Below are 24,711 nucleotides of genomic sequence, written 5' to 3' on the forward strand. Positions count from 1 at the left end.
CCAGGGCGGTCCCCGGGAGCACGGCGGGCCGGCCGCGGGCACGTCGGTGTGCCCGCGGCCGGCGGGAGTGCCCGGGTACCGCCCGGTCAGCGGGCGGGGTGGAGGTGCCGCGTCAACGCGTCGAGTGCGCCCAGGGCGGAGCCGAGCGCGCCCTGCTGGCCCTCGGTGAGGGAGGCCAGGGCGTCACGGATGAACGCGGTCTCCAGGTCCCGTACCTCGGCCAGCCGCTGCCGGGAGGTGGCCGTGAGGTGGAGGTGCGCGACGCGCTTGTCGGCGTCGTCCTGCCTGCGCTCCAGGTCCCCCTGTTCGGTGAGCTGGGAGACCAGGGCGCTGACGTTGTTGGGCTTCATCAGCAGGGCCTCGGCCGCCTCACGCACCGTGGCACCTTCGCGCTGGGCGACGAACCGCAGCAGGGCGAGCTGGCTCTCCGGAGGCTTGGGATGCGGGTACCGCGCGGTGACCTGTCGGTCCAGCGCCCGGTGCAGCGCGGGAAGGCACGCCGCGAGCCCGGAGGCCACGCGGTCGATGTCCCGGCGAGGGGTGCTGGAGTCGGTCACGTGACGATATTAGCTATGGGAAAATAGGTATGTCAAAAGATGTAATTGCGCCGTGCGGGAGGGTCCAGGTGATGCGGTGCAACCCTCACGCAACCTTCGCCGTGCTGGCATGTACGGCATGCCCGACACCTACGAGGAGACGCCCCGCGTCGCCGTGACGCCCGACGCGGCCGTCCTGCTGCGGCGGCTGCGCGAGGCGCACGGTCCGCTGATGTTCCACCAGTCCGGCGGCTGCTGCGACGGCAGCGCCCCCATGTGCTTCCCGGCCGGCGAGTTCCGCACCGGCGCGGCCGACGTGCTGCTGGCGGAACTGGTGATCGACGGCGTCGGGGAACCGGTGCCGTTCTGGATGTCGCGCAGTCAGTACGAGGCGTGGCGCCACACCCGGCTGACCGTGGACGTCGTCGCGGGCCGGGGCAGCGGCTTCTCGCTGGAGGCGCCCGAGGGGGTGCGGTTCCTCATCCGCTCCCACGTCGTCGACGCCTAGCCGCCCCGAAAACCCCGGCGCCCGGCCCGCCCGTCACGGCCTGAGGCCGCTGACGATGTCCGCCGTCGCGGTCAGGCCGCTGTTGATGGTCGGCGCGATGCTCGTGCCGGCCAGGTAGAAGCCGAGCAGCAGGCACACCAGGGCGTGCGAGACCTTCAGCCCGCCGTTCCGCAGGAAGATCACCGCCAGGACGGACAGCAACAGCACCACAGAGATGGAAACGGCCATCGTCAACCTCCTCCGCCACGTCCACTTCGCGGCGTTCGGCCGCAAGTGTGGCGTAGCGGAGGGTTCGTCCGGGCGGCTGACCTGTCCGCCGAACGAGTGGTGTCCCGCGGTGCCGACCGATGTCCTGGGCCGCCGGCGCCCCGGCCGCCCGGGCGTCCTAGGCGTCCTGGTGGGCGTCCAGGAACGCCTCCAGGCCGGCGAGGTCGTCGGTGTTGAGGTGGTCGACGCCGGCGGCGAGCAGTTCGGTCCACACGGCGTCCCGGGCGGGCCCCGCCAGATCGGGCGTGGCCCAGAACCGCACGCGCTGCCCGCGGGCGTGTGCCGCGCCGACGACGTCCCGCAGCTTGCGCCGCTCGGCCGCCGGGAAGGCTCCCACGCCCCGCCAGGTGAAGTGGACCGTCCAGTTGTCGCTGATCAGCGGGGCGAAGGAGGCCGGTGCGGAGGTGCCGAGGTCGGTGAGGCGGCCGTCGTAGAAGGCTCGGCGGGTGCTCTGCGCCTCCATCGGCGCGCGGGCCGCGCGGTCGCCCGAGATCACCGCGGTGACCGCGCCGGGGAACACCCGGCCGTGGGCGTACGAGGTGAACAGGTGCCGGTAGCGACGCAGTCGGCGGTCGAGTTCCCGGTACGTGGACGCCCCCTCGGTCTTGATGTCGATCAGGAGTTGCAGGGCGCGGCGGTCCCGTCGGTAGACCCGGCCGTGGTGCGCGCGGACGCGGGCGGCGAGGGGGTCGAGGTAGAGGGACTCCAGGGTCCGGCCGGGGTCGAGGTCCTCCGGGTCGTGGGCGACGAGGAGTTGGCCGTCGACCAGGTGGATGTCGGCCTCGACGCTGCCGAAGCGGTGGTCGAGGGCGTCCAGGAGGGGGCGCGTGTGTGCGTAGTCGTTGTGGGCGTGGGCCCGCCACAACGGGCGCGGTCCGTGCCTGCCTTCGCCGGCCAGCGCGGTGCCGGCGGGCAGGGCGACCGCCCCCGTGAGGGCGGCGCCGAGGGTGGTGAGGGCTCTGCGTCGGGTGGTGAGGGCCATGCTCTGCCTCCCTGGAAGTGCCGTACGGGACGCCTGTGAGTATGGGGTCCCGACACCCCCGGGAAGCAGAGCCCTGCGCGGAGTTGGCCGGACTGCCTCCGGTCGTTCACTTCGGAGGAGCGGTCGGTACGCGATCTGCCCGCCCCTGGTGGGACGGGCAGGTGGCGCGCCGGACGGCAGGCGTCAGGGGGCTTGCAGATCGACCAGCCCGGCGAGCGCCTCCCGGTGGGCCCCCGCCGTCCCGTACGCGATCGAGTCGGCCTTGGCCCGCTTCAGGTACAGGTGGAGCGGGTGCTCCCACGTCATGCCGATACCGCCGTGCAGTTGCAGTGCCTCCTCCGCGGCGTGGACGGCGACCTGGCCGGCGTACGCCTGGGCCACGGCGACGGCCACGTGGGTGTCCGCACCGGTCGCCAGCGCGTCGGCAACGTTGCGGGCCGCGGCGCGCAGGCCCGCGACCTCCAGCCACAGCCCGGCGAGCCGGTGCTTGAGCGCCTGGAAGCCGCCGACCTGCCGATTGAACTGCCTGCGTTCCTTGAGGTAGCGGACCGTCTCGGTCAGCAGCCAGTCGGCGAGGCCCAGTTGCTCGGAGGCGAGCAGCCCGGCGCCCGCCCACAGGGCCCGTCGCACCGCGTCCTCGGCGTCGCCGAGCCGACGCCCGGTGGCGCCGTCGAGGGTCACGCGGGCGAGGGGCCTGGTCAGGTCCAGGGAGGTCTGCGGGGTGACGGTCACCTCGGCGGCGCGGACCGCGTACAGGCCTCCGTCGTCCGCCGGGACCAGCAGGACGTCGGCGACGGCCGCGTCGGCGATCCCCGTCAACTCACCGCGCAGAACGCCCTCTTCGAGTCGCACCCGGTCGACGGCACGGCCGGGCGCGCCATGCAGGCCGACGGCGAGCACGGCGATGGTCGTCGCGGACGCCAGGTCGGTGAGCAGGTCGTCGGCCCCGCAGGCGAGCAGGGCCTCGGTGGCGACCACCGCACTCGTCAGGTACGGCACCGGAGCGACCGCGCGCCCCAACTCCTCCAGCACCACCGCGGCTTCCCGGTGGCCGGCCCCCTGACCGCCCAGTTCCTCGGGGATCAGGAGACCGGCGAGGCCCATCTGCTCGGAGAGCGCCTTCCACAGCGACACGTCGTGCGGCGCGGCCGACTCGGCGCGGGCGATGACACCCGCGGGCTCGCAGTGGTCGGTGAGCAGGTCCCGGACGGCGGCGCGCAGCGCTTCCTCCTCCTCCGAGTAGAGCAGGCCGGGTTCCGACTGTGCGCTCATCGGGCGAGGTCCTTCCATGCGACGTCCTTGTCGGTGCGCGGCTCGGCGGGCAGGCCCAGCACGCGCTCGGCGACGATGTTCAGCAGGACCTCGCTGGTCCCGCCCTCGATGCTGTTGCCCTTGGAACGGAGGTAGCGGTACCCGGCCTCGCGGCCGGTGAAGTCCACCAGCTCGGGGCGACGCATCGTCCAGTCGTCGTACAGCAGGCCCTCCTCACCGAGGAGTTCGACCTCCAGGCCGCTGATCTCCTGGTTGAGGCGGGCGAAGTTCAGCTTCATGCCGGCGCCCTCGGGGCCCGGCTGGCCGGCCACCAGCTGCTGGCGCAGCCGCACGCCGGTGAGCCGTGCGACCTCGGCCTCGACCCACAGGCCGAGCAGCCGCTGGTGGAGGTCGTGGGTGCGCAGGTCGGGGCGGTCCCGCCAGGTGGCGGCGATCTTGCCGATCATGCCGCCCTCGCGCGGGATCGGGGTGCCGCCGATGGCCACGCGTTCGTTGTTCAGAGTGGTCTGCGCGACCCGCCAGCCGTCGCCGATCTCGCCGAGGCGGCGGGAGTCGGGGATGCGGACGTCGGTGAGGAAGACCTCGTTGAACTCGGCCTCGCCGGTGACCTGGCGCAGCGGTCGGACCTCGACGCCGGGGTGGGTCATGTCGCACAGGAAGTAGGTGATGCCCCGGTGCTTGGGCACGTCCGGGTCGGTGCGGGCGATGAGGATGGCCCAGCGAGCGGTGTGCGCGCTGGAGGTCCACACCTTCTGCCCGTTGACGATCCAGTCCTCGCCCTGCCGCACCGCCCGCGTGCCGAGCGCGGCCAGGTCGGACCCGGCGCCCGGCTCACTGAAGAGCTGGCACCAGACCTCCTCGCCGGTCCACAGCGGGCGCAGCAGCCGCCGCTTCTGCTCCTCGGTGCCGTAGTGGAGGATGGTCGGGGCGGCCATGCCGAGGCCGATGCCGATGCGCCGGGGGTCGTTGTCGGGGGCGCCCGCGGCCTTCAGTTCGGCGTCCACGACGGCCTGGAGGGAGCGGGGGGCGGCGAGTCCGCCGAGGCCCTCGGGATAGTGCACCCAGGCGAGTCCGGCGTCGAAACGGGCCCGGAGGAAGTCCAGGCGGTCGGTGGTCGCCGGCGGATGGACGGCCAGCAACTCCTTCGTGAGGCGGCGCAGTTCCGCTGCGTCGGTCATGCTGCGGCTCCCTTCTGAGGGACGACGGCCACCCGGCCGGTCGTCGTGCCGTCGGCGACGCGCTGGACGGCGTCCGCGGCCCCGTCGAGCGGTACCCGCTCGCTCACCAGGGGCTTGATCGCGCCCCGGGCGGCCAGCTCGGTCAGCTGCTCGTGGCAGTGCTGGACCAGCTTGGGGTTCTTGGTGTTGTACAGGCCCCAGTGCAGGCCGAGGACGGCGTAGTTCTTCACCAGGGCGTGGTTCAGCGCGGGGCTGGGGATGGTGCCGCTGGCGAAGCCGACGACGACGATCCGGCCCTCGAAGGCGACGACCTTGGCGGACTGGGCGTAGGCCTCGCCGCCCACCGGGTCGTAGACCACGTCGGCGCCCCTCCCGCCGGTGGCCTCCTTCACCGCGGCGATGACGTCCTCGCCGCGCCGGTCGACGACCACGTCGCAGCCCAGCTCGCGGGCGACGGCCGCCTTCTCGGGGCCGCCGACGACACCGATGACGGTGGCGCCGGCGGCCTTGCCGAGCTGCACGGCCGCGCTGCCGACCCCTCCGGCGGCAGCGTGGACGAGCAGCGTCTCGCCGGCCTCCAGCCGGGCCCGGCGGTGCAGGCCGAACCACCCGGTCTGGTAGCCGATGTGCAGGGCGGCGGCCTCGGCGTCGTCCAGGGCGTCGGGGGCGGGCAGCAGGGCGCGGGCGTCGGCGACGGCGTACTCGGCGAAGCCGCCGTGCGGCAGCGCCGGGGTGGCGAGGACGCGGCGCCCGTCCTCGGTCTCGCCGCAGATCTCCACGCCCGGTGTGAACGGCATCGGCGGCCTGACCTGGTACTGGCCCCGGCACATCAGGGCGTCCGGGAAGTTGATGTTCGCGGCGCGGACCCTCAGCAGCACCTGGCCCTCGCCGGGGGCCGGCGTCGCCACGTCCGCGAGGCGCATCACCTCGCGCGGCTCGCCGTTCTCGTGCACCTGCCATGCCTGCATGCGGGGCCTCCACCGACTGCGTCGTCCGTCCGGGTCCACCGCATACTAAGCGGTCGCTTGCCGATCAGGGAACAGGTGCGCGCGGTCGTCGCCCGTGGCCGCAGGTCAGGACCGGGCCGGCCGCGCCCGGACGTGCATGCGCTCCCCCTGCGGGCCGAACAGGCTCAGGAACTCGACCGGCCCCTCCCCCGTCGACCCGAACCAGTGCGGTACCCGGGTGTCGAACTCCGCGGCCTCGCCCGCCGACAGCACCACGTCGTGATCGCCGAGCACGAGCCGCAGCCGGCCGGAGAGGACGTACAGCCACTCGTACCCCTCGTGGGTCCGCGGGTCCGGTTCCTCCTTGCGCCGGGGCTCCAGCACCTTGAACGCCTGGAGCCCCCCCGGCTGGCGGGTGAGGGGCCAGTGGGTGCGGCCGTGGCGTTCGATCGGCTTGGCCCGCACCCGGGGGTCGCCGACCGGCGGGGCGCCGACCAGCTCGTCCAGCGGCACCTGGTGGGCCTGGGCGATCGGCAGCAGCAGTTCGAGGCTGGGTCGGCGCAGCCCCGACTCCAGCCGCGACAGGGTGCTCACCGAGATGCCGGTGGTCTCGGAGAGCGCCGCCAGGGTCACCTCCCGCTCCTTGCGCACCTGGCGGAGCCTCGGTCCGACACCGGCGAGGACGTCGTCTGCAGTGGTCATGCACTTATTGCAGAACCGGCAAGTTCATTTGTCAATACCGGCGGGTCCGAGGGACCTTCTGGGTGGAGGTGGTCACCATGACCCGGAACAAGGACCTGTCGGAGAAGCACCTGGCGGAGACGGCGGAGAAGGACCTGTCGGGGACGTACGACGTGGTCGTCGTCGGTGGCGGCGCGGCCGGGCTCTCGGCCGCGCTCGTCCTCGGCCGCTCCCGGCTGCGCACCCTGGTCGTCGACGCCGGTGAGCCGCGCAACGCGCCCTCGGACCACATGCAGGGCTACCTGACCCGCGACGGCATGCCGCCCGCCGAGTTCCTCGCGCTCGGCCGGAAGGAGATCGCGCGGTACGGCGTGCAGCTCGTGCGCGACCGGGCCGTGGACGTGACGCGGGGCGAGGAGTTCGCCGTGGAGCTGGCCGGCGGCCGGACCGTCCGCGCCCGACGGCTGATCGTCACCACGGGGCTCAGGGACGAGCTTCCCGCGGTGCCCGGCGTGGCCGAGCGGTACGGCCGGGACGTGCTGCACTGCCCGTTCTGCCACGGCTGGGAGGTGCGCGACGAGCGTTTCGGCGTCCTCGCCAGCAGCCCGCTCAGCGTGCACCAGGCGCTGATGGTGTCCCACTGGTCGGACGACGTGACGCTCTTCCTCGACACGGTCGCCGAGGCCGCCCTCTCCGACGAGGATCTGCGCCGGCTGGCCGCGGCCCGGGTGAAGGTGGTGCCGGGCGCGGTGGCCGGCCTGCGGGTCGAGGAGGACAGGCTCACCGGGGTCCGGCTGGCGGACGGCACGGTGCACGACCGCTCCGTGGTGTTCGTCGCTCCCAGGGCCGTACCGCAGACCGGCCTGATGGAGCGCCTGGGCGCGGAGCTGCGGGAGACTCCGTTCGGCGCCTACCCCGTGGTGGACCCGACCGGCCTGACGACCGTGCCCGGAGTGTGGACCGCGGGCAACGCGATGGGCTTCGCCGAGCAGGTCGTCCACGCGGCCAGCGGCGGCTACCGCGCGGCGACGGCCGTGGTCGGCGACCTGATCATGTCCCGCCTGGACGCGGCGATCGGGGGTTAGACCGGGCGGGCGGTCGCGCGGTGACCGGACTACCCGGCGGTGGCCGGGCCACCCCGCGATGGCCGGGCCACCCCGCGGTGACCGAACCGCCACCGGACGACTCGAGCACACCGGACGACTTGAGCACCGCCGCATGGCCGGACCGCCGAACCCGGTACCCCGTCCGGGCAGGCCACGCGGTGTCGCCGGGCGGACGTCGGACGTCGGGCATCCCGCGTCCGACGTCCGACGCCCCCCCCGCCCGGCGTCCCCCGCCCGGCGTCCGGCGTCCGGCGTCCCGCGCCCGGCGTCCCGCGCCCGGCGTCCCGCGCCCGGCGTCCCGCGCCCGGCGTCCGGCGTCCGGCGTCCGGCGTCCGGCGTCGATGGCACGGTCCGGAGCCCCGCGGCGGCGGCCGGTCCGGGGCCCGCCGGACGGAAACCGGCGCCACCGGGGTGTGGCCCGGTCCTTCCCGGTGCACCATGACTGCATGCTGCTCGCCCGGTTGGCCCAGGTGTCCCGGGAGGTCGCCGCCACCTCGGCGCGGTCCCGGAAGACCGCCCTGCTCGCGGAGTTGTTCCGGGAGGCGGAGGCGGCGGACGTGCCGGTCGTCATCCCGTATCTGGCGGGACGGCTCCCGCAGGGCCGGATCGGCGTCGGCTGGAAGGTGCTGAGCCGCCCGGTCACGCCGGCCGCCGGGCCGACCCTGACCGTGCGCGAGGTCGACGACCGGCTGACGTGTCTCGCGGCGGTGTCCGGCGCGGGTTCGCAGGCCGAGCGGGCACGCCAGATCGGCGAGCTGATGGGCGCGGCCACCGAGGACGAGCAGCGCTTCCTGATCGGGCTGCTCACCGGCGAGGTCCGCCAGGGCGCCCTGGACGCGGCGGCCGTCGAGGGCCTGGCGGCGGCGACCGGCGCGCCCGCGGCGGACGTACGGCGCGCGGTGATGCTCGCGGGCTCCCTGCAGACGGTGGCCGAAGCCCTGCTCGCCGACGGCCCCGGCGCCCTGGACGGCTTCCGGCTCACCGTCGGACGGCCGGTCCTGCCGATGCTCGCCCACAGCGCCTCCTCGGTCGCCGAGGCGGTCGGCAAGCTCGGTGCCGCGGCCGTCGAGGAGAAGCTGGACGGCATCCGCGTCCAGGTCCACCGCGACGGCGGGACCGTAGGGGTCTACACCCGCACCCTGGACGACATCACCGACCGGCTCCCCGAGGTCACCGCGACGGCCCTCGCGCTGCCCGGGGAGCGCTTCGTCCTGGACGGGGAGGTGATCTCGTTCGACGAGGACGGGCGCCCCCGCTCCTTCCAGGAGACCGCCGGACGGGTCGGCTCCCGCACGGACGTCGCCACGGCCGCGCGGACGGTGCCCGTCTCCGTCGTGTTCTTCGACGCGCTGTCCGTCGACGGCCGTGACCTGCTCGACCTGCCGCTCACCGAGCGGCACGCGGAGCTGGCCCGGCTGGTCCCCGAGCCGACGCGGGTGCGGCGCAGGCTGGTGCCGGGGCCCGAGGAGGCACGGGCGGCGGAGGAGTTCCTCGCCGAGTCGCTGGAGCGCGGCCACGAGGGCGTCGTGGTGAAGGGCCTCGACGCCGGGTACAGCGCGGGCCGGCGCGGTGCCTCCTGGCTCAAGGTCAAGCCCGTCCACACCCTCGACCTGGTCGTCCTGGCCGCCGAGTGGGGCCACGGCCGCCGCACGGGCAGGCTCTCCAACCTCCACCTGGGCGCCCGCACCGCGGACGGTTCCTTCGCGATGCTCGGCAAGACCTTCAAGGGCATGACCGACGCCCTGCTGGCCTGGCAGACCGAGCGCCTGGGGGAACTGGCCGTCGAGGAGCACGGCTGGGGGGTGACCGTCCGCCCCGAACTGGTCGTCGAGATCGCCTACGACGGCCTCCAGCGCTCCACCCGCTACCCGGCCGGCGTCACCCTCCGCTTCGCCCGCGTGATCCGCTACCGCGAGGACAAGCGCCCCGAGGAGGCGGACACGGTGGAGGCGCTGCTCGCCGCGCACCCGGGGACGGCCCCGTGAGGCGCAGCGCGGGCCTGCTCCTGCACCGCCCCGCCGGCGAGGGCCGCGAGGTGCTGCTCGGCCACATGGGCGGTCCCTTCTACGCCCGCCGGGACGCCGGCGCGTGGACCGTTCCCAAGGGCGAGTACGAACCCGCCGAAGAGGCCTGGGACGCGGCCCGCCGCGAGTTCGAGGAAGAGCTGGGGCTGCCGCCGCCCGAGGGCGAGGCGGTGCCGCTCGGCGAGGTCAGACAGGCGGGCGGGAAGGTCGTCACGGTGTGGGCCGTGGAGGCCGACCTGGACCCGGCGACGGTCGTGCCCGGCACGTTCCGCATGGAGTGGCCGCCGCGGTCCGGCCGGATCGAGGAGTTCCCCGAGCTGGACCGGGTGGCGTGGTTCCCGGTGGACCGGGCGCGCGAAGTGATCGTCAAGGCCCAGGCCGCGTTTCTCGACCGGCTGGCTGAGCACTCGCACTGACGGAAGTGACGAGGAGCGACGAGAAGCTCGGGGCGGCGCCGGCGGGGCCCGTCCGCGTTGCGGCACCCCACGCCGCGCGCCAAGGTCGAAGCACGAGAACGCACCAGGGAGGTCGGCCATGCCCATCGCGACGGTGAACCCGGCGAACGGCGAGACGCTCAAGACGTACGAGGCCATGGGCGAGGAGGAGATCGAGCGCCGGCTCCAGCTCGCGGAGGCCACCTTCCGCACGTACCGGACGACGGGATTCTACGAGCGGGCCGGACTGCTGCGCCGGGCCGCCGACCTCCTGGAGGCCGACCAGAACGAGATCGGCGAGGTCATCACCACGGAGATGGGCAAGCCGGTCAAGCAGGCCCGCGCGGAGGCCGCCAAGTGCGCCAAGGCGATGCGCTGGTACGCCGACCACGCGGCGGAGCTGCTCGCCGACGAGGAGCCCGCCCAGTCGGACGTCGAGGACTCCGGTGCCTCCCGGGCGCTGGTCCGCTACCGGCCGCTCGGCCCGGTGCTCGCGGTGATGCCGTGGAACTTCCCGCTCTGGCAGGTGATCCGCTTCGCGGCGCCCGCGCTGATGGCGGGCAACGTGGGGCTGCTCAAGCACGCCTCGAACGTGCCGCAGACGGCCCTGTACCTGGAGGACCTGTTCCACCGGGCGGGCTACCCCGAGGGCTGCTTCCAGACCCTGCTCGTCGGCTCGGCGGCGGTGGACGACATCCTGCGCGACGAGCGGGTGCGGGCCGCCACCCTCACCGGCAGCGAGCCGGCCGGCCGCGCGGTCGCCGCCACCGCCGGAGAGATGATCAAGAAGACGGTGCTGGAGCTGGGCGGCAGCGACCCGTTCGTCGTGATGCCGTCGGCGGACATCGACCGGGCCGCCGAGGTCGCGGTGACCGCGCGCACCCAGAACGCCGGGCAGTCCTGCATCGCCGCCAAGCGGTTCATCGTGCACACGGACGTGTACGACGCCTTCGCCGAACGCTTCACCGAGGGCATGCGGGCGCTGAAGGTCGGCGACCCGATGGACGAGGGGACGGACGTCGGCCCGCTCTCCAGCGAGCAGGGCGTCGAGGACCTGGTGGAGCTGGTCGAGGACGCGGTGCGCGGTGGCGCGACCGTGCTGTGCGGAGGCGAACGCCCGGAGGGGCCCGGCTGGTACTACCCGCCGACGGTCCTCGCCGGTGTCACCCGGGAGATGCGCATCCACCGCGAGGAGGCCTTCGGCCCGGTCGCCACGCTGTACCGCGCGGCCGACCTGGACGAGGCCGTGCTGATCGCCAACGACTCGGACTTCGGGCTCAGTTCCAACGTGTGGACGCGTGACGACGCCGATGTGGACCGTTTCGTACGGGACCTGGAGGCGGGCGGCGTGTACGTGAACGGCATGACGGCGTCCCATCCGGCGTTCCCCTTCGGCGGGATCAAGCGGTCGGGATACGGCCGTGAGCTGTCCGGGCACGGAATCCGGGAGTTCTGCAACATCACCACCGTATGGCACGGAGCGTGAGCCTTCCGCGACTACGATCCCCTTTGTGAACCGCGAAGTGACCCTGCCTCTGATCGTCGACGACCGCGGTACCTTGCAGGTCGCCGCGTCCGACGTGAGCAAGCTGCTGCGCACGGTGGGCGGGAGATGGCTGCGGTTGGTGGAGGCCGGCGAGGAGAGTCTGGACGAGGACACGGTCGCGGCCCTCACCATCGAGCTGGCCAAACTCGCCGACCGGATCGACGTGGCCTGTATCGCCCACAGCAGCGGCCAGTCCTCCTGACCTCGCGCGCACCGGCCCGCACCGGCCGGGGTTCCCCGGGACGGAGCAGCCCCGCGGGAGATCGCCGCTCCCGTGAGTGATCGTGGGTGAGCACGTGGGTGAGCACCCCTGGGAACCGCGGGCGAGCACCCCGCCGCCCGCGTGCGACGGGCCCCGGCCCTCCGGCCGAGGCAGAACGGCGTGAGGCAAGCGTGAGCGAAGAGATCCTCGACCGGGCCGGGAGCGCCCCGCCCGTCCGCGACTGGCCGGCTCTCGACCTGCCCGGCACCGACTTCGACCCCGTCCTGCGCGAGCTGATGCGCGAGGGGCCCGTCACCCGCGTCTCGCTGCCCGACGGTGAGGGCTGGGCCTGGCTCGTGACCCGCCACGAGGACGTCCGGATGGTCGCCACCGATCCCCGGTTCGGCCGTGAGGCCGTCGTGGACCGGCGGGTCACCCGGTTCGCCCCGCACTTCGTCCCGGCGCGCGGCGCGGTCGGTTTCCTCGACCCGCCGGACCACACCCGGCTGCGCGGGGCGGTGGCCGCCGCTTTCACGGCCCGGGGCGTGGAGCGCCTGCGCGACCGGGCGCGCGGCATGCTCGACGAACTGGTCGACGCCATGCTGCGGGCCGGTCCGCCGGCCGACCTCACCGAGGCGGTGCTGAGACCCTTCCCCGTGGCGGTGCTCTGCGAGCTGATGGGCATTCCCGGCCCCGACCGGCCCGGCATGCACACCTGGACCGGGCTGATCCTCTCCTCGTCGCACGGCGCGGAGGTCAGCGAGCGGGCCAAACAGGAGGTGGGCGCCTACTTCGCCGACCTGATCGGAGCCCGGTCCGACGGCACCGGCGAGGACGTCACCTCGCTGCTGGGCGCCGCCGTGGGCAGGGGCGAGATCACGACCGAGGAAGCGGTGGGGCTGGCCGTGGTGCTCCAGCTCGGCGGTGAGGCGGTCACCCACAACAGCGGACAGATGCTCTACCTGCTGCTGACCCGGCCCGAACTCGCCGAACGCCTGCGCGCCGGGCCGGAGATCCGGCCCGGGGCCGTCGACGAGATGCTGCGCTGGATCCCTCACCGCAACGCGGTCGGGCTGTCCCGGATCGCCCTGGAGGACGTGGAGACCAGGGGGGTCCGGATCCGGGCGGGCGACGCGGTGTACGTGTCGTACCTGGCCGCCAACCGCGACCCGGCGGTCTTCCCCGACCCGGACACGATCGACTTCGCCCGCGCCCCCAACCCGCACGCGTCCTTCGGTCTCGGCCCGCACGCCTGCCCGGGCGGCGCGCTGGTCCGGTTGGAGTCGGAACTGCTGGTCGGCACCCTCCTGGACCGCCTGCCGGGCCTGCGGCTCGCGGTGGCGCCGCCGGACGTGCCCTTCCGGAAGGGCACCCTGATCCGCGGTCCCGAGGCGCTGCCGGTGACGTGGTGAGCGACCGCCGGGCCGCCCAGGCCGCCACGGAACCGACGGGCGGGCCCGCCGGGATGTCCTCCCCGGCGGGCCCGCCCGCGGGCCGCGACGCCTTCGGCCCTCGGGGCCTGGCTGGCGATTTCCGGCCCACCGGGCGACGACGCGCGTTGTCCGACGGGCCCTAGGTAGCGTCTTGTCGATCATGCTTCGAGCCAGATGAGTGTGCTGGCCAGGGCGAGTCGGCGGCTCGAGTCCCTCGTACGGGTTGCCTCCCCACCGGCCTGTACCGCGCGGCCACAGCGAAGAGATCACGGTCGACGGCGAGGCGGCCCCGGTGACCGTGAAACTCGGCGTGTGGGTATCGAACACCAAGTCGAGGCGAAGCAGACTCAGCGCCGAACAGCTCGACGCACTCCGGGAGCTGGGCGTGGAGTGGGCGTAGGAGCGCCGAGTTTGCAGCTTCACAAACTCAACACCCACCTGGCGGCCGGGCTGAAACGGTACGAGGCCGAGCATGACTTGCTCACCACCGTTCGCCTCCCGCCGTGTGCACCCGACCTGAATCCCGTTGAGGTCCTCTGGTCACTGGTACGCGGGGCCATGGCCAACACCGCCTTCGACACACCCGACGCCCTCGACCGCACACTCCGCCGGGAGTTACGCAGGATCCAGCTCCGGCCACACCTGATCGACGGCTGCCTCACCGCCACCGGCCTGACCCTCGCACCACCGACCCCACCCTGGGAACCTCAGTAGGTGGCATGGTGGCGGGGGACTGCGACGCCGACGGCTGTGAACGGGGCGGTGAGCAGGGCGTACTGCTCGGCTGGGAGCGTGGCGGGTTTCCGTACGGCCTTGGCTGCGATCACGCAGACGGACTTGGCGTCCGAGTGGAGTCCCGCGCGGTATGCATTGAGTTCCTCACTGCGCGGAAGCAGCGCCGACCGGACGGCGTGGTCGAGCTCGGAGTTTTCTGATGCGGAGAGCCGGAGGGCGCGGCTTGCCTCACGGCCGCCCTGCCGACGCCGGCTGACGGCGTGGTCGAACGCGGCGGCGAGAGTCTGGGGCGGCAGAGCCGCGACCGTCGCTATGAATCGAGCCGTGGCGGCATCCACAACCAGCTCCTTTAGCTTACTTGTTCAGAATGCGGAAGGTTCAAGGGCAGGCGCCGAGCAGGTGACGCGACCAGGCACTCTGCCTTGCCCGTGAGAAGGTGCGTTCCGGGTGGAACGAAGGGGAGTGTGACATGGATATCCATCGCCTGGCACGCATAGCAGCGACGCTCTTTGGGGAGCTCGGCACTGCTGGAGCGCTCACGGTACGGGAGTTGCCCGACGGACTCGGAATCTGTGTGTGGCCAGCCGGCACCCGGGGTGGAGGAAGCATCTTCGTGGGGTGCGACGAGTCGGTTCTGTTCGTGGGATCCGCGATAGGTTTCGACGCCGGTCTCGCCGCTTTCCGCCAGGGCAGGCGCACTCCCGCCGAACGCTTCCGGGGCGAGCCCGACAAGGCGACTGCACAGAAGCCCGTTGAGTAGCGGGGCGTGGGCGACCGCTACGAGCGGGCGAAGGACGTCCCCTCGTGTCGGCGGTGATGGCCGCTCTACCGCAGAGTCCGTGTTCGTCGCCATCACCGGATCCTGAATCGCATGAAGTCCGACCTGCCATGGCACCTGTCAGGCGCTGGCCGACGCCGCGCGTCGAGGCCCGCCCGCTATTCGGGCTCGGCCTCGACGATCCTGACGTCCTCGGCGATCGGGTCCTCCATGACCCTGGACATGTAGCGTTCGGCGCCGACAAGGTCATAGGTGTCGTAGGACGCCATCGAGCTGCCCTCGTAGGTCCACTCCACGCGGTACCGCTCTGCCACCTGGCCTCCCTCCCACTCGCTTACCGGCCGGAGCGCTGTCCGACTCGAACCGTACCCCGCCCGTCGTTTGCACCCCACACGACGTGCGCTCGGCCTCAAATGTCACAACCACCCACTTCCTTGCATCCGTCCCGGCCTGACTGGGCCATGCGCTCACGGTTCCGTGCGACGGATTCCAGGGCCGGTGGCCTCAGCCGCTTGCCGGGCCTCCCGGTGAGCGCGACGGCGAGCGGGGTTCCGTGACGGTCGACGAGCGGGCGGTGCTTGGAGCCGGGACGGGCCCGGTCGACGGGTGAGGGGCCGACGTGATCCCCCTTTGAGGTACCGGATGTGCAAGCCGTCCACGGCGCAGCGCGAAGCAGCGTACAGAGCGGCCTAGGGATGTCTTTCCGATCATCCGATGGTTGGACTGGTCGTGAGGGATGGGGAGTATCTGACGCCGCATGGTCGGTGATCGAGCCGTTGTTGCCGCCAGCGGGCCGGGCCCGGGGCAGGTGGCGCGATCATCGCCAGGGCCTGGAGGGCATCGTGTCCAAGTTCCGCGCAGGACTCCACGAGCGTGCGGGCCCCTCAGCACACGGCCGCCACAGGGGGCTCGATGAGCGTGGGCTCGGACGCTCCCGCGGCGGACTGACCAGCAAGACCCACCTGGCCTGCGACGGGCGGGGCCGGCCGTTGTCCTTCACGGTCACGGCCGGCACCCGCAACGACTGCACCCAGGCCGAGACGGTCATCGACAAGATCCGCGTCACCCGGCCCGGACCGGGACGGCCCCGCGTCCACCCGGAGCGGGTGGTCGCCGACAAGGGCTACCCGGCCCGCTCCTTCCGCGCCTACCTGCGCAGACGCGGAATCGAAGCGACCATCCCCGAACGCGTCGACCAGCTCGCGGGCCGACGCCGCAACGTCGTCGAACGCTGCTTCCACCGCCTCAAGCAGCACACTCAGCTGGCTCGAAGCGTGATCGACAAGACGCTACCTAGCGGATCGGCATCCCCGCCAGGGTCCGCGCGATGACCAGCCGCTGGATCTCGCTCGTGCCCTCGAAGATGGTGTAGATCGCGGAGTCCCGGTGCATCCGCTCCACCGGGTACTCCCGCGTGTAGCCGTTGCCGCCGAGGATCTGGACCGCCTGGGCGGTCACCTTCTTGGCCGTCTCGCTCGCGAACAGCTTGGACATCGATCCCTCGGCCGCCGTGAACGGCTTGCCGTTGATCGCCATCCACGAGGCCCGCCACACCAGCAGCCGCGCGGCGTCGATGGACGTCCGCATGTCCGCGAGCTGGAAGGCGATGCCCTGGTTGTCGATGATGGGCCGCCCGAACTGCTCGCGGGTCTGCGCGTACTCCAGGGCCACCTCGTACGCGGCGCGGGCGGTGCCCACCGCCATCGCGCCGACCGCCGGACGGGAGGCCTCGAAGGTGGCCATGGCGGCGTTCTTGACGCGCTCGCCGCCCTTCCTGGCCTTCTCCCGGGCCCGGGCCAGCCGCGCGTCGAGCTTCTCCTTGCCGCCGAGCAGGCAGTGACCGGGGACCCGTACGTTCTCCAGGACGACCTCGGCGGTGTGCGAGGCGCGGATGCCGTGCTTCTTGAACTTCTGCCCCTGGGACAGACCCGGGGTGGCCGGCGGGATGATGAAGGAGGCGTGGCCCTTGGAACCCAGCTCCGCGTCGACGACCGCGACCACGACGTGGACGTTGGCGATGCCGCCGTTGGTGGCCCAGGTCTTGGTGCCGTTGAGCACCCACTCGTCCTTGGCCTCGTCGTACACCGCGCGCGTGCGCATGGAGGCGACGTCGGAGCCGGCGTCGGGCTCGGAGGAGCAGAAGGCGGCGACCTTCACGTCGTTGGCATCGCCGTACATCTGGGGGATCCAGGTGCCGATCTGCTCCTCGGTGCCGTTGGCGAGGACGCCGACGGCGGCGAGGCCGGTGCCGACGATGGACAGGGCGATGCCCGCGTCGCCCCAGAACAGCTCCTCCATCGCCATGGGGATGCCGAGGCCGGTGGAGTCGAAGTACTGCTGGGCGTAGAAGTCGAGGGAGTAGATGCCGACCTTGGCGGCCTCCTGGATGACCGGCCAGGGAGTCTCCTCGCGCTCGTCCCATTCGGCGGCCGCGGGGCGGATGACGTCGGCGGCGAAGCCGTGCAGCCAGTCCCGGACCTCCTTCTGTTCGTCGCTCAGCTCCATGGTGAACTCGGCCATGTCCCCTCCAGTGACGCACCTGCGTGTTACTTGCGGTAACACGAGTCTGTTACCGACGGGTAAGAAAAGTCAACTCCCGGGGACCCGTCGCCCTCCCGTTCGATGTGCGGTGTCCCGTGGGTGTTAGTTTGCGCAGGCGTCACCGAACCAGCACGGGTGGGGAGAGCACATGAACACCACGCAGCGCACCGATCAGCAGCGGTCCGCCGACCGCAGACGGCGCGAGCTGCTGGAGGCCGCCGACCGGGTGGTGCTGCGCGACGGACCGCAGGCATCGATGAACGCCATCGCCGCCGAGGCCGGCATCACCAAGCCGATCCTCTACCGCCACTTCGGCGACAAGGGCGGACTCTACGCCGCCCTCGCGCAGCGGCACACGGACGCCCTCCTCTCCTCGCTGCGGGCCGCCCTGGACGCTCCGGCGGACCGCCGGGACCGCGTCGAGGCCACGCTGGACACCTATCTGGCGGCCATCGAGGCACGCCCGCAGGTGTACCGCTTCCTGATGCATCCGGCGGAGGGAGCCACCGCGCCGGGCGACCAGGCCGAGCAGGGTTTCGACGTCGGCAAGCACTCGGCGCCGCTGCTGCGCCGCATGGGCGAGGAACTGGGCACGGTCATCGAGGAGCGCCTCGACATGGGGCCGGACAGCCGGCAGCTGTCCCGCGTGTGGGGGCACGGCATCGTCGGCATGATGCACGCGGCCGGCGACTGGTGGCTGGGCGAACGGCCCTGTTCCCGCGCCGACTTGGTACGTAGCCTCGCCGACCTGCTGTGGGGCCGGCTGGCCGCGGCCGGCGACAAGGTGGGCGGGCCCGGCTTCTGAAGCCCCGCGGCCCCGTCGGCCCGGTCCACGGCCGCGGAGAGCACGGGCGGAACCCGCGGGCGGGACCGGGGAACCCCCGGGGCGCCTCAGCGGCTCCAGGACGCCCGGGCGGCCTGCCGGAGCACCTTGCGCCTGCGCCACCCCGTGAGGCGGTCGACGTAGAGGCCGCCCTCCAGGTGGTCGCACTCGTGCTGGAGGCACCGGGCGAAGAACCCCGTCCCGCGTACGGTGACCGGCTGCCCGGTCGCCGTGAAGCCGGACACGACCGCCTCGTCCGCGCGCTCCGTGCCCGCCTCCAGCCCCGGCAGCGACAGACAGCCCTCCGGCCCGCGCACCACCACCCCGCCGGTCTCGACGAGCCGGGGGTTCACCACGTGGCCGAGGTGACGCTCGTCCTCGTCGTCCGGGCAGTCGTACACGAAGACGCGGAGCGGCTCGCCGATCTGGTTCGCCGCCAGACCCACTCCGTGGGCGGCGTACATGGTCGCGAACAAGTCCTCCACGAGCGCCGCGAGTTCCGGACCGAAGTCCGTCACCTCCTCGCAGGGCGCGTGCAGGACGGGGTCGCCGAGGATGCCGAGGGGCCGGACGCGCCCGTGGGCGCCCGGGATGGAGCCGTGTCGCATGGCGGCAAGAGTAAGGTCCCTGTGTCCCCCGGCGGCTCGCGCCCACCGCCGGAACCCGTGGCCGGTGCCGCGATTCGGGAGTGCGAACGGATCTCGATAGGCTGAGGTCCACACCACGTGGCCGTCAGGCTTCAGGCGCGGCGCGTACGCAAGGAGGATCGAGAACTGATGGCAGGCAACTCGGACCCGCTCACGCCCCGGGCCAAGATCGCCGTGACCGCGGGCAAAGCGGTCGCGGCGGCTTCGCGCGCCGCGGGGCGCGGCAGCGGTTCGGTGATCGGCGGCAAGGTCGCGCTGAGACTCGATCCCGACCTTCTCGCCCGGCTCGCCCAGCACCTTGATGTGACGCTGGTCTCGGCGACCAACGGCAAGACCACCACCACCCGGCTCATCGCCGAGGCGCTCAAGGCGGCCGGTCCGGTCGTGTCCAACGCGCTCGGCGCCAACATGCCGGCCGGCATCACCTCGGCGCTCGCGGGCGGTTCGGAGGCCCGGTTCGGTGTCATCGAGGTCGACGAGAAGTACCTCGCGGGGGTCGCCCGGGACACCGACCCCAAGTGCATCGCGCTGCTCAACCTCTCCCGCGACCAGCTCGACCGCGCCGCCGAGACCCGGATGCTCGCCGAGAACTGGCGCGAGGGCCTCGCCGGTTCGAAGGCCGTGATCGTCGCCAACGCCGACGACCCGCTGGTGGTGTGGGCCGCGTCCTCCTCCCCCAACGTCATCTGGGTCGCCGCCGGGCAGATGTGGAAGGACGACGCCTGGTCCTGCCCGTCCTGCGGCGGCGTGATGCAGCGTCCGGGGGACGACTGGTTCTGCGGCGAGTGCGGCTTCCGGCGTCCGACGCCGAGCTGGGCCCTGTCCGGCGACCACGTCCTGGACCCGCACGGCTCCGCCTGGCCCATCCACCTCCAGCTGCCGGGCCGCGCCAACAAGGCCAACGCCGCCTCCTCGGCCGCCGTCGCCGCCGTCTTCGGGGTGCCGCCGCAGGTCGCACTGGAGCGGATGTACCAGGTGCAGGCGGTCGCCGGACGCTACGACGTCGTGCAGTTCCAGGGGCGCGACCTGCGTCTGCTGCTCGCCAAGAACCCGGCGGGCTGGCTGGAGACCTTCTCCCTGATCGACCCGCCGCCCACCCCGGTGATCCTCTCGGTGAACGCGCGCGGCGCCGACGGCACCGACACCTCCTGGCTGTGGGACGTGGACTACACCCGGCTGACCGGTCACCCGATCTGCGTGATCGGCGACCGGAAGCTGGACCTCGCGGTGCGGCTGGAGGTCGCGAACCAGCAGTTCCAGGTGTGCGAGGACCTCGACCAGGCGATCCAGCTGTGCCCGCCGGGCCGGATCGAGGTCATCGCCAACTACACCGCCTTCCAGGACCTGCGCCGCCGCGTCGGCAACTGACCGCGAGACTTCAGGGGACTTTCGTGAGCGACAACCAACTGCGGATCGTCTGGATCTACCCGGACCTCCTCAGCACCTACGGCGACCAGGGCAACGCCCTCGTCGTGGAGCGCCGGGCCCGCCAGCGCGGCCTCGACGTGGCCCGGCTCGACGTGCGCAGCGACCAGCCGATCCCGACCTCCGGCGACATCTACCTGATCGGCGGCGGCGAGGACCGTCCGCAGCGGCTGGCGGCCGAGCGGCTGCGCCGCGACGGCGGCCTGCACCGGGCGGTGGCGAACGGCGCGATCGTCTTCTCCGTCTGCGCCGGGTACCAGATCCTGGGCCACGAGTTCATCAACGACCTGGGCCAGCGCGAGCCGGGCCTCGGCCTGCTCGACGTGGTCTCCACGCGCGGTGAGGGCGCGCGGTGCGTCGGCGACGTCCTCGGCGACATCGACCCGCGCCTCGGCCTGCCCCCGCTGACCGGCTTCGAGAACCACCAGGGCGTCACCCATCTGGGCCCCAGTGCCCGTCCGCTCGCCCAGGTCCGCTTCGGCAACGGCAACGGCACGGGGGACGGCACGGAAGGCGCGTACAACGACACGGTCTTCGGTACGTACATGCACGGCCCGGTGCTGGCCCGCAACCCGCTGATCGCGGACCTGCTGCTGAAGCTGGCCCTCGACGTGAACGCGCTGCCGCCGACCGACGACCGCTGGTACGAGGCGCTCCGCAACGAGCGCATCGCGGCGGCGCAGCAGCCTGCGTAGACACTGTGGCGCAGCAGCCTGCGTAGACACTGCGGCGCAGCAGCCTGCGTAGACACTGCGGCGCAGCAGCCTGCGTAGCACATGCGCCGGGACGGTGCGGACGGCCCGTCTGATGGGTCATCCGCACAGGTGAGCGGGCACGTCCAGTAGGCGGACGCACGGTTCGGTCCCGCCCTCCGATGCCGCTAGGGTGGCGGGGATCGAGCCGGACAGCGCGGTCCGGACCCGTGCCACTTGAGAAGGTATTTCGGGCTATGCGCATTGGTGTCCTCACCTCCGGCGGCGACTGCCCCGGCCTGAACGCCGTCATCCGGTCCGTCGTGCACCGTGCCGTCGTCGACCACGGCGACGAGGTCATCGGCTTCCGGGACGGCTGGAAGGGCCTCCTGGAGTGCGACTACCTCAAGCTCGACCTGGACGCGGTCGCCGGCATCCTGGCCCGCGGCGGCACCATCCTCGGCTCGTCCCGGGTCCGTCCCGAGCATCTGCGGGACGGGGTGGAGCGCGCCCGGGGGCACGTCGAGGAACTCGGCCTGGACGCGATCATCCCGATCGGCGGCGAAGGCACCCTCAAGGCGGCCCGGCTGCTGTCCGACGGCGGTCTGCCGATCGTGGGCGTGCCGAAGACCATCGACAACGACATAGCGGTCACCGACGTCACGTTCGGCTTCGACACGGCCGTCACCGTCGCCACGGAGGCCCTGGACCGGCTGAAGACCACCGCCGAGTCCCACCAGCGGGTGCTGATCGTCGAGGTCATGGGGCGCCACACCGGCTGGATCGCGCTGCACTCGGGCATGGCGGCGGGCGCCCACGCCGTCGTCGTCCCGGAGCGGCCCTTCGACATCGAGGAGCTGGCCGCCAAGGTCGGCGAGCGCTTCTCGGCGGGCAAGCGGTTCGCGATCGTGGTGGCCGCGGAGGGCGCCAAGCCGAAGGCCGGAAGCATGGACTTCGACGAGGGCGGCAAGGACGTCTACGGCCACGAGCGCTTCGCCGGGATCGCCCGCCAGCTCTCGATCGAGCTGGAGGAGCGGCTCGGCAAGGAGGCCCGGCCGGTGATCCTCGGGCACGTCCAGCGGGGCGGGACGCCCACCGCCTACGACCGGGTGCTGGCGACCCGGTTCGGCTGGCACGCGGTGGAGGCCGTGCACCGCGGGGAGTTCGGGATGATGACGGCGCTGCGCGGTACGGACATCACGATGGTGCCGCTCGCCGACGCGGTCGAGTCGCTGAAGACGGTGCCGGACGCGCGGTACGCGGAGGCGGAGTGCGTGCTGTGAGTGTGCGGGGCCGCTGAGCGCTCGGGCCCACCGGTTCGTCGCGGGCTCCGGGCCGTGGACGGCCGGTCGCGCCCACGCGGCGGAGCCGCGCATCGGTACAGCCCCGCGCCCCTACGGGACGCTTCACCGCCCCCGGTCGCAACAGCGGCCGGGGGCGGTTCTACGCTTGCTTCCGGACAAGCGGCGTTCAACCGCGCTCAACCCCCACGAAACAGGAGCCGGCGGATGGATCACAGCGGGCACGGCATGACGATGGATCTGCCGCCGTTCACGCTGGGGCGAGGGCTCGCCTGGTCGGCGGACCCCTTCTTCCTCGTCGCCTGCCTCCTGGGGCTCGCGCTGTACGGCTGGGGCGTGCTGCGGCTGACCCGGCGCGGCGACAGGTGGCCGGTGGGACGGACCGTGTCCTTCGTCGTCGGGGTGCTGAGCATCGGGCTGATGATGTGCACCAAGCTCAACGACTACGGCATGGTCATGTTCAGCGTGCACATGGTGCAGCACATGATCATCAGCATGGTGTCGCCGATCCTGCTGCTGCTCGGGGCCCCCATCACGCTGGCCCTGCGCGCGCTGCCGACGGCCGGTCGTGGCCGCAAGGGCCTCCGCGAGCTGCTGCTGATGCTGCTGCACAGCCGCTACATGCGGATCATCACCCACCCCGCGTTCACCATCCCCCTGTTCATCGCGAGCCTGTACGCGCTGTACTTCACCCCCCTCTTCGACTTCCTGATGGGCTCCCAGGCCGGGCACATCGCGATGATGGTGCACTTCCTCGCCGTGGGCGTGGTGTTCTTCTGGCCGATCATGGGGGTGGACCCGGGCCCGCACCGGCCGGGCTACCTGATGCGGATGCTGGAACTGTTCGCCGGCATGCCGTTCCACGCGTTCTTCGGCATCGCGCTGATGATGGCGTCCTCGCCCATGGTCGAGACCTTCCAGAACCCGCCCGCCTCGCTCGGCATCGACGCGCTCTCGGACCAGAACGCGGCCGGTGGCATCGCCTGGGCCTTCAGCGAGGTGCCCTCCGTGCTGGTGCTGCTCGCCCTGTTGTTCCAGTGGTACGCCTCGGAGGAGCGGCAGGCCCGGCGCACCGACCGCGCCGCCGACCGCAACGGCGACAAGGAGCTGGAGGCGTACAACGCCTACCTGGCCTCGCTGAACACCCGCGGCGGCTGAGTCCGGGACGGGCACCTTTCTCGCCGTCCGAGTCCCCTCCGGCCCGAACCGGGGCACCATGGAGGGAACGGACCACGAGGAGGGTGTCGCGATGCCCGGTTCCACGGACAGTTCCACGAAGACGATGGGGGCGCTCACCATCGGCGGCCTGGTCGCGGTGACGGCCTACACGGTGGCGCTCGGGAGCAACGGCTGGCTGTGGTTCGGCTGGGTCGTGCTGGGCCTGATCACCGTGGGAATGGTGGCCACCCGCAGCGCCTGAGCCCCGCACGGGGCGCAGGACGACTCACTCGCGGCCGAGCCGGCCCGCCGAGTGCACGCCCGGCTGGTACTTCGGCAGCCGGACGGTGATCTTCATGCCCGCGCCGACGGCCGTCTCGATGACGAGGCCGTGGTCGTCTCCGTAGACCTGGCGGAGCCGGTCGTCGACGTTGGACAGCCCGATGCCGCCCGACGGGCTGACTTCGCGCGCGAGGATGCGGCGCAGCAGGTCGGGGTCCATTCCGGCGCCGTCATCCTCGATGACGACCAGGGCCTCCGCGCCCGCGTCCTGCGCGGTGATCTGGATGCGGCAGCGGTCGGCCTTGCCCTCAAGGCCGTGCTTGACGGCGTTCTCGACGAGGGGCTGGAGGCAGAGGAAGGGCAGGGCGACCGGCAGCACCTCGGGCGCGACCTGGAGGGTGACCGCGAGCCGGTCGCCGAAGCGGGCCCGCACCAGCGCCAGGTAGTGGTCGATGGCGTGCAGCTCGTCGGCGAGGGTCGTGAAGTCGCCGTGCCGGCGGAACGAGTAGCGGGTGAAGTCGGCGAACTCCAGCAGCAGCTCGCGGGCGCGCTCGGGGTCGGTGCGGACGAAGGACGCGATCACCGCGAGCGAGTTGAAGATGAAGTGCGGGGAGATCTGGGCCCGCAACGCCTTGATCTCGGCCTCGATGAGCCGGGTGCGGGACTGGTCGAGGTCGGCCAGCTCCAGCTGGACGGAGACCCAGCGGGCGACCTCGCCGGCCGCCCGGACCAGGACGGCGGACTCGCGGGGCGCGCAGGCGACCAGGGCGCCGTGCACCCGGTCGTCGACGGTGAGCGGGGCGACCACCGCCCAGCGCACCGAGCAGTCGGGGGTGTCGCAGGTGAGCGGGAAGGCCTCCCCGCGGCCGGTCTCCAGCGGACCCGCGAGGCGCTCCATGATCTCGGCCCGGTGGTGGGCTCCGACGCCGTCCCAGACCAGCACCTCCTTGAGGTCGGTCAGGCACAGCGCGTCGGTGCCGAGCAGGGAGCGCAGCTTGCGGGCCGACTTGCCGGCCGTCTCCTCGGTGAGGCCGGCCCGCAGCGGGGGTGTGGCCAGGGAGGCGGTGTGCAGGGTCTGGAAGGTGGCGTGCTCGACCGGGGTGCCGAGCCCGCCCAGGTGCCGCGGGCGGGCCGTGCGCCGGCCCAGCCAGAAGCCCGCGGCCAGCAGGGGCAGCACGGCGACGGCCAGTCCCGCCAGGAAACCGCTCACGGA

The 24,711-nt window shown here is 72.6% G+C and carries 25 protein-coding genes and 4 pseudogenes; 16 read left to right on the forward strand and 13 right to left on the reverse strand.

What is annotated here, in order from left to right; all coding sequences use genetic code 11:
• Window positions 1–86: 86 nt before the first annotated feature.
• A complete protein-coding gene (locus ACZ6EG_RS25260) occupies window positions 87–557 on the reverse strand; it encodes a MarR family winged helix-turn-helix transcriptional regulator (RefSeq protein ID WP_391969368.1) in 471 nt (156 codons plus the stop codon).
• Between the two features lie 118 nt (window positions 558–675).
• Between ACZ6EG_RS25260 and ACZ6EG_RS25265 the strand changes: the two genes are divergently transcribed.
• Entirely contained in the window at window positions 676–1,044 is a 369-nt protein-coding gene (locus tag ACZ6EG_RS25265) for a DUF779 domain-containing protein (RefSeq protein WP_391969369.1), read from the forward strand.
• A 33-nt stretch (window positions 1,045–1,077) separates the two neighbouring features.
• On the opposite strand, the gene ACZ6EG_RS25270 is transcribed toward ACZ6EG_RS25265, so the two are convergent.
• The 6 genes from ACZ6EG_RS25270 to ACZ6EG_RS25295 form a co-directional block, all read right to left on the reverse strand.
• Window positions 1,078–1,272, reverse strand: a complete 195-nt coding sequence (locus ACZ6EG_RS25270; protein WP_356606513.1) for a hypothetical protein — start codon at window positions 1,270–1,272, stop codon at window positions 1,078–1,080.
• A gap of 157 nt (window positions 1,273–1,429) precedes the next feature.
• The gene (locus ACZ6EG_RS25275) at window positions 1,430–2,293 is read right to left on the reverse strand and encodes a phosphatidylinositol-specific phospholipase C/glycerophosphodiester phosphodiesterase family protein (RefSeq protein ID WP_391969370.1); all 864 of its coding nucleotides are present in this window, start codon (window positions 2,291–2,293) and stop codon (window positions 1,430–1,432) included.
• Window positions 2,294–2,476: 183 nt separating this feature from the next.
• Complete coding sequence (locus ACZ6EG_RS25280) at window positions 2,477–3,565, reverse strand: acyl-CoA dehydrogenase family protein (RefSeq protein WP_469607810.1); 1,089 nt, start codon at window positions 3,563–3,565, stop codon at window positions 2,477–2,479.
• Window positions 3,562–4,743: an acyl-CoA dehydrogenase family protein gene (locus tag ACZ6EG_RS25285; RefSeq protein WP_391969372.1), complete on the reverse strand. Its 1,182-nt coding sequence runs from the start codon at window positions 4,741–4,743 to the stop codon at window positions 3,562–3,564. The genes ACZ6EG_RS25280 and ACZ6EG_RS25285 overlap by 4 nt, the downstream gene beginning before the upstream one ends.
• Window positions 4,740–5,711 (reverse strand): NADPH:quinone oxidoreductase family protein, encoded by a 972-nt coding sequence (locus ACZ6EG_RS25290; RefSeq protein ID WP_391969373.1) that lies wholly within the window; start codon window positions 5,709–5,711, stop codon window positions 4,740–4,742. The genes ACZ6EG_RS25285 and ACZ6EG_RS25290 overlap by 4 nt, the downstream gene beginning before the upstream one ends.
• A gap of 105 nt (window positions 5,712–5,816) precedes the next feature.
• Window positions 5,817–6,392: a helix-turn-helix domain-containing protein gene (locus ACZ6EG_RS25295; RefSeq protein WP_391969374.1), complete on the reverse strand. Its 576-nt coding sequence runs from the start codon at window positions 6,390–6,392 to the stop codon at window positions 5,817–5,819.
• A 77-nt stretch (window positions 6,393–6,469) separates the two neighbouring features.
• Here ACZ6EG_RS25295 and ACZ6EG_RS25300 point away from each other — a divergent pair, with 77 nt between their 5' ends.
• The 8 genes and pseudogenes from ACZ6EG_RS25300 to ACZ6EG_RS25335 form a co-directional block, all read left to right on the forward strand.
• Window positions 6,470–7,456: an NAD(P)/FAD-dependent oxidoreductase gene (locus ACZ6EG_RS25300; protein WP_469607815.1), complete on the forward strand. Its 987-nt coding sequence runs from the start codon at window positions 6,470–6,472 to the stop codon at window positions 7,454–7,456.
• 467 nt (window positions 7,457–7,923) lie between these two features.
• Entirely contained in the window at window positions 7,924–9,462 is a 1,539-nt protein-coding gene (locus tag ACZ6EG_RS25305) for an ATP-dependent DNA ligase (protein ID WP_469607818.1), read from the forward strand.
• Window positions 9,459–9,917 carry an NUDIX hydrolase gene (locus ACZ6EG_RS25310; protein WP_391969377.1) on the forward strand — a complete coding sequence of 153 codons (459 nt, stop codon included), beginning with the start codon at window positions 9,459–9,461 and terminating at the stop codon, window positions 9,915–9,917. Before ACZ6EG_RS25305 ends, ACZ6EG_RS25310 begins: the two co-directional genes overlap by 4 nt.
• Before the next feature lie 118 nt (window positions 9,918–10,035).
• On the forward strand, window positions 10,036–11,421 hold the full coding sequence (locus ACZ6EG_RS25315) for an NADP-dependent succinic semialdehyde dehydrogenase (protein WP_391969378.1): 1,386 nt from the start codon (window positions 10,036–10,038) through the stop codon (window positions 11,419–11,421).
• Between the two features lie 25 nt (window positions 11,422–11,446).
• Window positions 11,447–11,683 carry a DUF6213 family protein gene (locus tag ACZ6EG_RS25320; protein ID WP_030969080.1) on the forward strand — a complete coding sequence of 79 codons (237 nt, stop codon included), beginning with the start codon at window positions 11,447–11,449 and terminating at the stop codon, window positions 11,681–11,683.
• Window positions 11,684–11,874: 191 nt separating this feature from the next.
• The gene (locus ACZ6EG_RS25325) at window positions 11,875–13,095 is read left to right on the forward strand and encodes a cytochrome P450 (RefSeq protein WP_391969379.1); all 1,221 of its coding nucleotides are present in this window, start codon (window positions 11,875–11,877) and stop codon (window positions 13,093–13,095) included.
• A 253-nt stretch (window positions 13,096–13,348) separates the two neighbouring features.
• Window positions 13,349–13,516, forward strand: a pseudogene (locus ACZ6EG_RS25330) (helicase associated domain-containing protein); the annotation flags it as partial.
• A 26-nt stretch (window positions 13,517–13,542) separates the two neighbouring features.
• Window positions 13,543–13,830 (forward strand): annotated as a pseudogene (locus tag ACZ6EG_RS25335) (transposase); the annotation flags it as partial.
• Here the strand turns inward: ACZ6EG_RS25335 and ACZ6EG_RS25340 are convergent.
• The 3 genes and pseudogenes from ACZ6EG_RS25340 to ACZ6EG_RS25350 all read right to left on the reverse strand — a co-directional run.
• Window positions 13,824–14,189: a hypothetical protein gene (locus tag ACZ6EG_RS25340; RefSeq protein WP_086741343.1), complete on the reverse strand. Its 366-nt coding sequence runs from the start codon at window positions 14,187–14,189 to the stop codon at window positions 13,824–13,826. The pseudogene ACZ6EG_RS25335 and the gene ACZ6EG_RS25340 overlap by 7 nt on opposite strands.
• Before the next feature lie 598 nt (window positions 14,190–14,787).
• Window positions 14,788–14,943, reverse strand: a complete 156-nt coding sequence (locus tag ACZ6EG_RS25345; protein WP_158102172.1) for a hypothetical protein — start codon at window positions 14,941–14,943, stop codon at window positions 14,788–14,790.
• 209 nt (window positions 14,944–15,152) lie between these two features.
• Window positions 15,153–15,297, reverse strand: a pseudogene (locus ACZ6EG_RS25350) (IS5/IS1182 family transposase); the annotation flags it as partial.
• Between the two features lie 27 nt (window positions 15,298–15,324).
• Between ACZ6EG_RS25350 and ACZ6EG_RS25355 the strand changes: the two are divergent.
• A pseudogene (locus ACZ6EG_RS25355) lies at window positions 15,325–15,897 on the forward strand (IS5 family transposase); the annotation flags it as partial.
• A gap of 25 nt (window positions 15,898–15,922) precedes the next feature.
• Here the strand turns inward: ACZ6EG_RS25355 and ACZ6EG_RS25360 are convergent.
• Window positions 15,923–17,149, reverse strand: coding sequence for an acyl-CoA dehydrogenase family protein (locus ACZ6EG_RS25360; protein WP_391969381.1), 1,227 nt, complete (start codon window positions 17,147–17,149; stop codon window positions 15,923–15,925).
• Between the two features lie 169 nt (window positions 17,150–17,318).
• On the opposite strand from ACZ6EG_RS25360, the gene ACZ6EG_RS25365 reads away from it, so the two are divergent.
• Window positions 17,319–17,975, forward strand: coding sequence for a TetR/AcrR family transcriptional regulator (locus ACZ6EG_RS25365; RefSeq protein ID WP_356606489.1), 657 nt, complete (start codon window positions 17,319–17,321; stop codon window positions 17,973–17,975).
• A gap of 86 nt (window positions 17,976–18,061) precedes the next feature.
• On the opposite strand, the gene def is transcribed toward ACZ6EG_RS25365, so the two are convergent.
• The gene (def, locus tag ACZ6EG_RS25370; protein WP_391969382.1) at window positions 18,062–18,601 is read right to left on the reverse strand and encodes a peptide deformylase; all 540 of its coding nucleotides are present in this window, start codon (window positions 18,599–18,601) and stop codon (window positions 18,062–18,064) included.
• Window positions 18,602–18,769: 168 nt separating this feature from the next.
• On the opposite strand from def, the gene ACZ6EG_RS25375 reads away from it, so the two are divergent.
• The 5 genes from ACZ6EG_RS25375 (at window position 18,770) to ACZ6EG_RS25395 (ending at window position 23,478) form a co-directional block, all read left to right on the forward strand.
• A complete protein-coding gene (locus tag ACZ6EG_RS25375) occupies window positions 18,770–20,008 on the forward strand; it encodes a MurT ligase domain-containing protein (protein WP_356606485.1) in 1,239 nt (412 codons plus the stop codon).
• 23 nt (window positions 20,009–20,031) lie between these two features.
• Window positions 20,032–20,760 (forward strand): type 1 glutamine amidotransferase, encoded by a 729-nt coding sequence (locus ACZ6EG_RS25380; RefSeq protein WP_356606483.1) that lies wholly within the window; start codon window positions 20,032–20,034, stop codon window positions 20,758–20,760.
• Between the two features lie 254 nt (window positions 20,761–21,014).
• The gene (locus tag ACZ6EG_RS25385; RefSeq protein ID WP_391969383.1) at window positions 21,015–22,040 is read left to right on the forward strand and encodes a 6-phosphofructokinase; all 1,026 of its coding nucleotides are present in this window, start codon (window positions 21,015–21,017) and stop codon (window positions 22,038–22,040) included.
• 225 nt (window positions 22,041–22,265) lie between these two features.
• Window positions 22,266–23,216 (forward strand): cytochrome c oxidase assembly protein, encoded by a 951-nt coding sequence (locus ACZ6EG_RS25390; protein ID WP_391969384.1) that lies wholly within the window; start codon window positions 22,266–22,268, stop codon window positions 23,214–23,216.
• A gap of 91 nt (window positions 23,217–23,307) precedes the next feature.
• Window positions 23,308–23,478, forward strand: a complete 171-nt coding sequence (locus ACZ6EG_RS25395; RefSeq protein ID WP_019327487.1) for a membrane protein — start codon at window positions 23,308–23,310, stop codon at window positions 23,476–23,478.
• Window positions 23,479–23,502: 24 nt separating this feature from the next.
• Here the strand turns inward: ACZ6EG_RS25395 and ACZ6EG_RS25400 are convergent, their stop codons facing one another.
• Window positions 23,503–24,708 (reverse strand): sensor histidine kinase, encoded by a 1,206-nt coding sequence (locus ACZ6EG_RS25400; protein ID WP_391969495.1) that lies wholly within the window; start codon window positions 24,706–24,708, stop codon window positions 23,503–23,505.
• Between the last annotated feature and the right edge of the window lie 3 nt (window positions 24,709–24,711).

This window comes from Streptomyces sp. NPDC041968 (assembly GCF_055589025.1).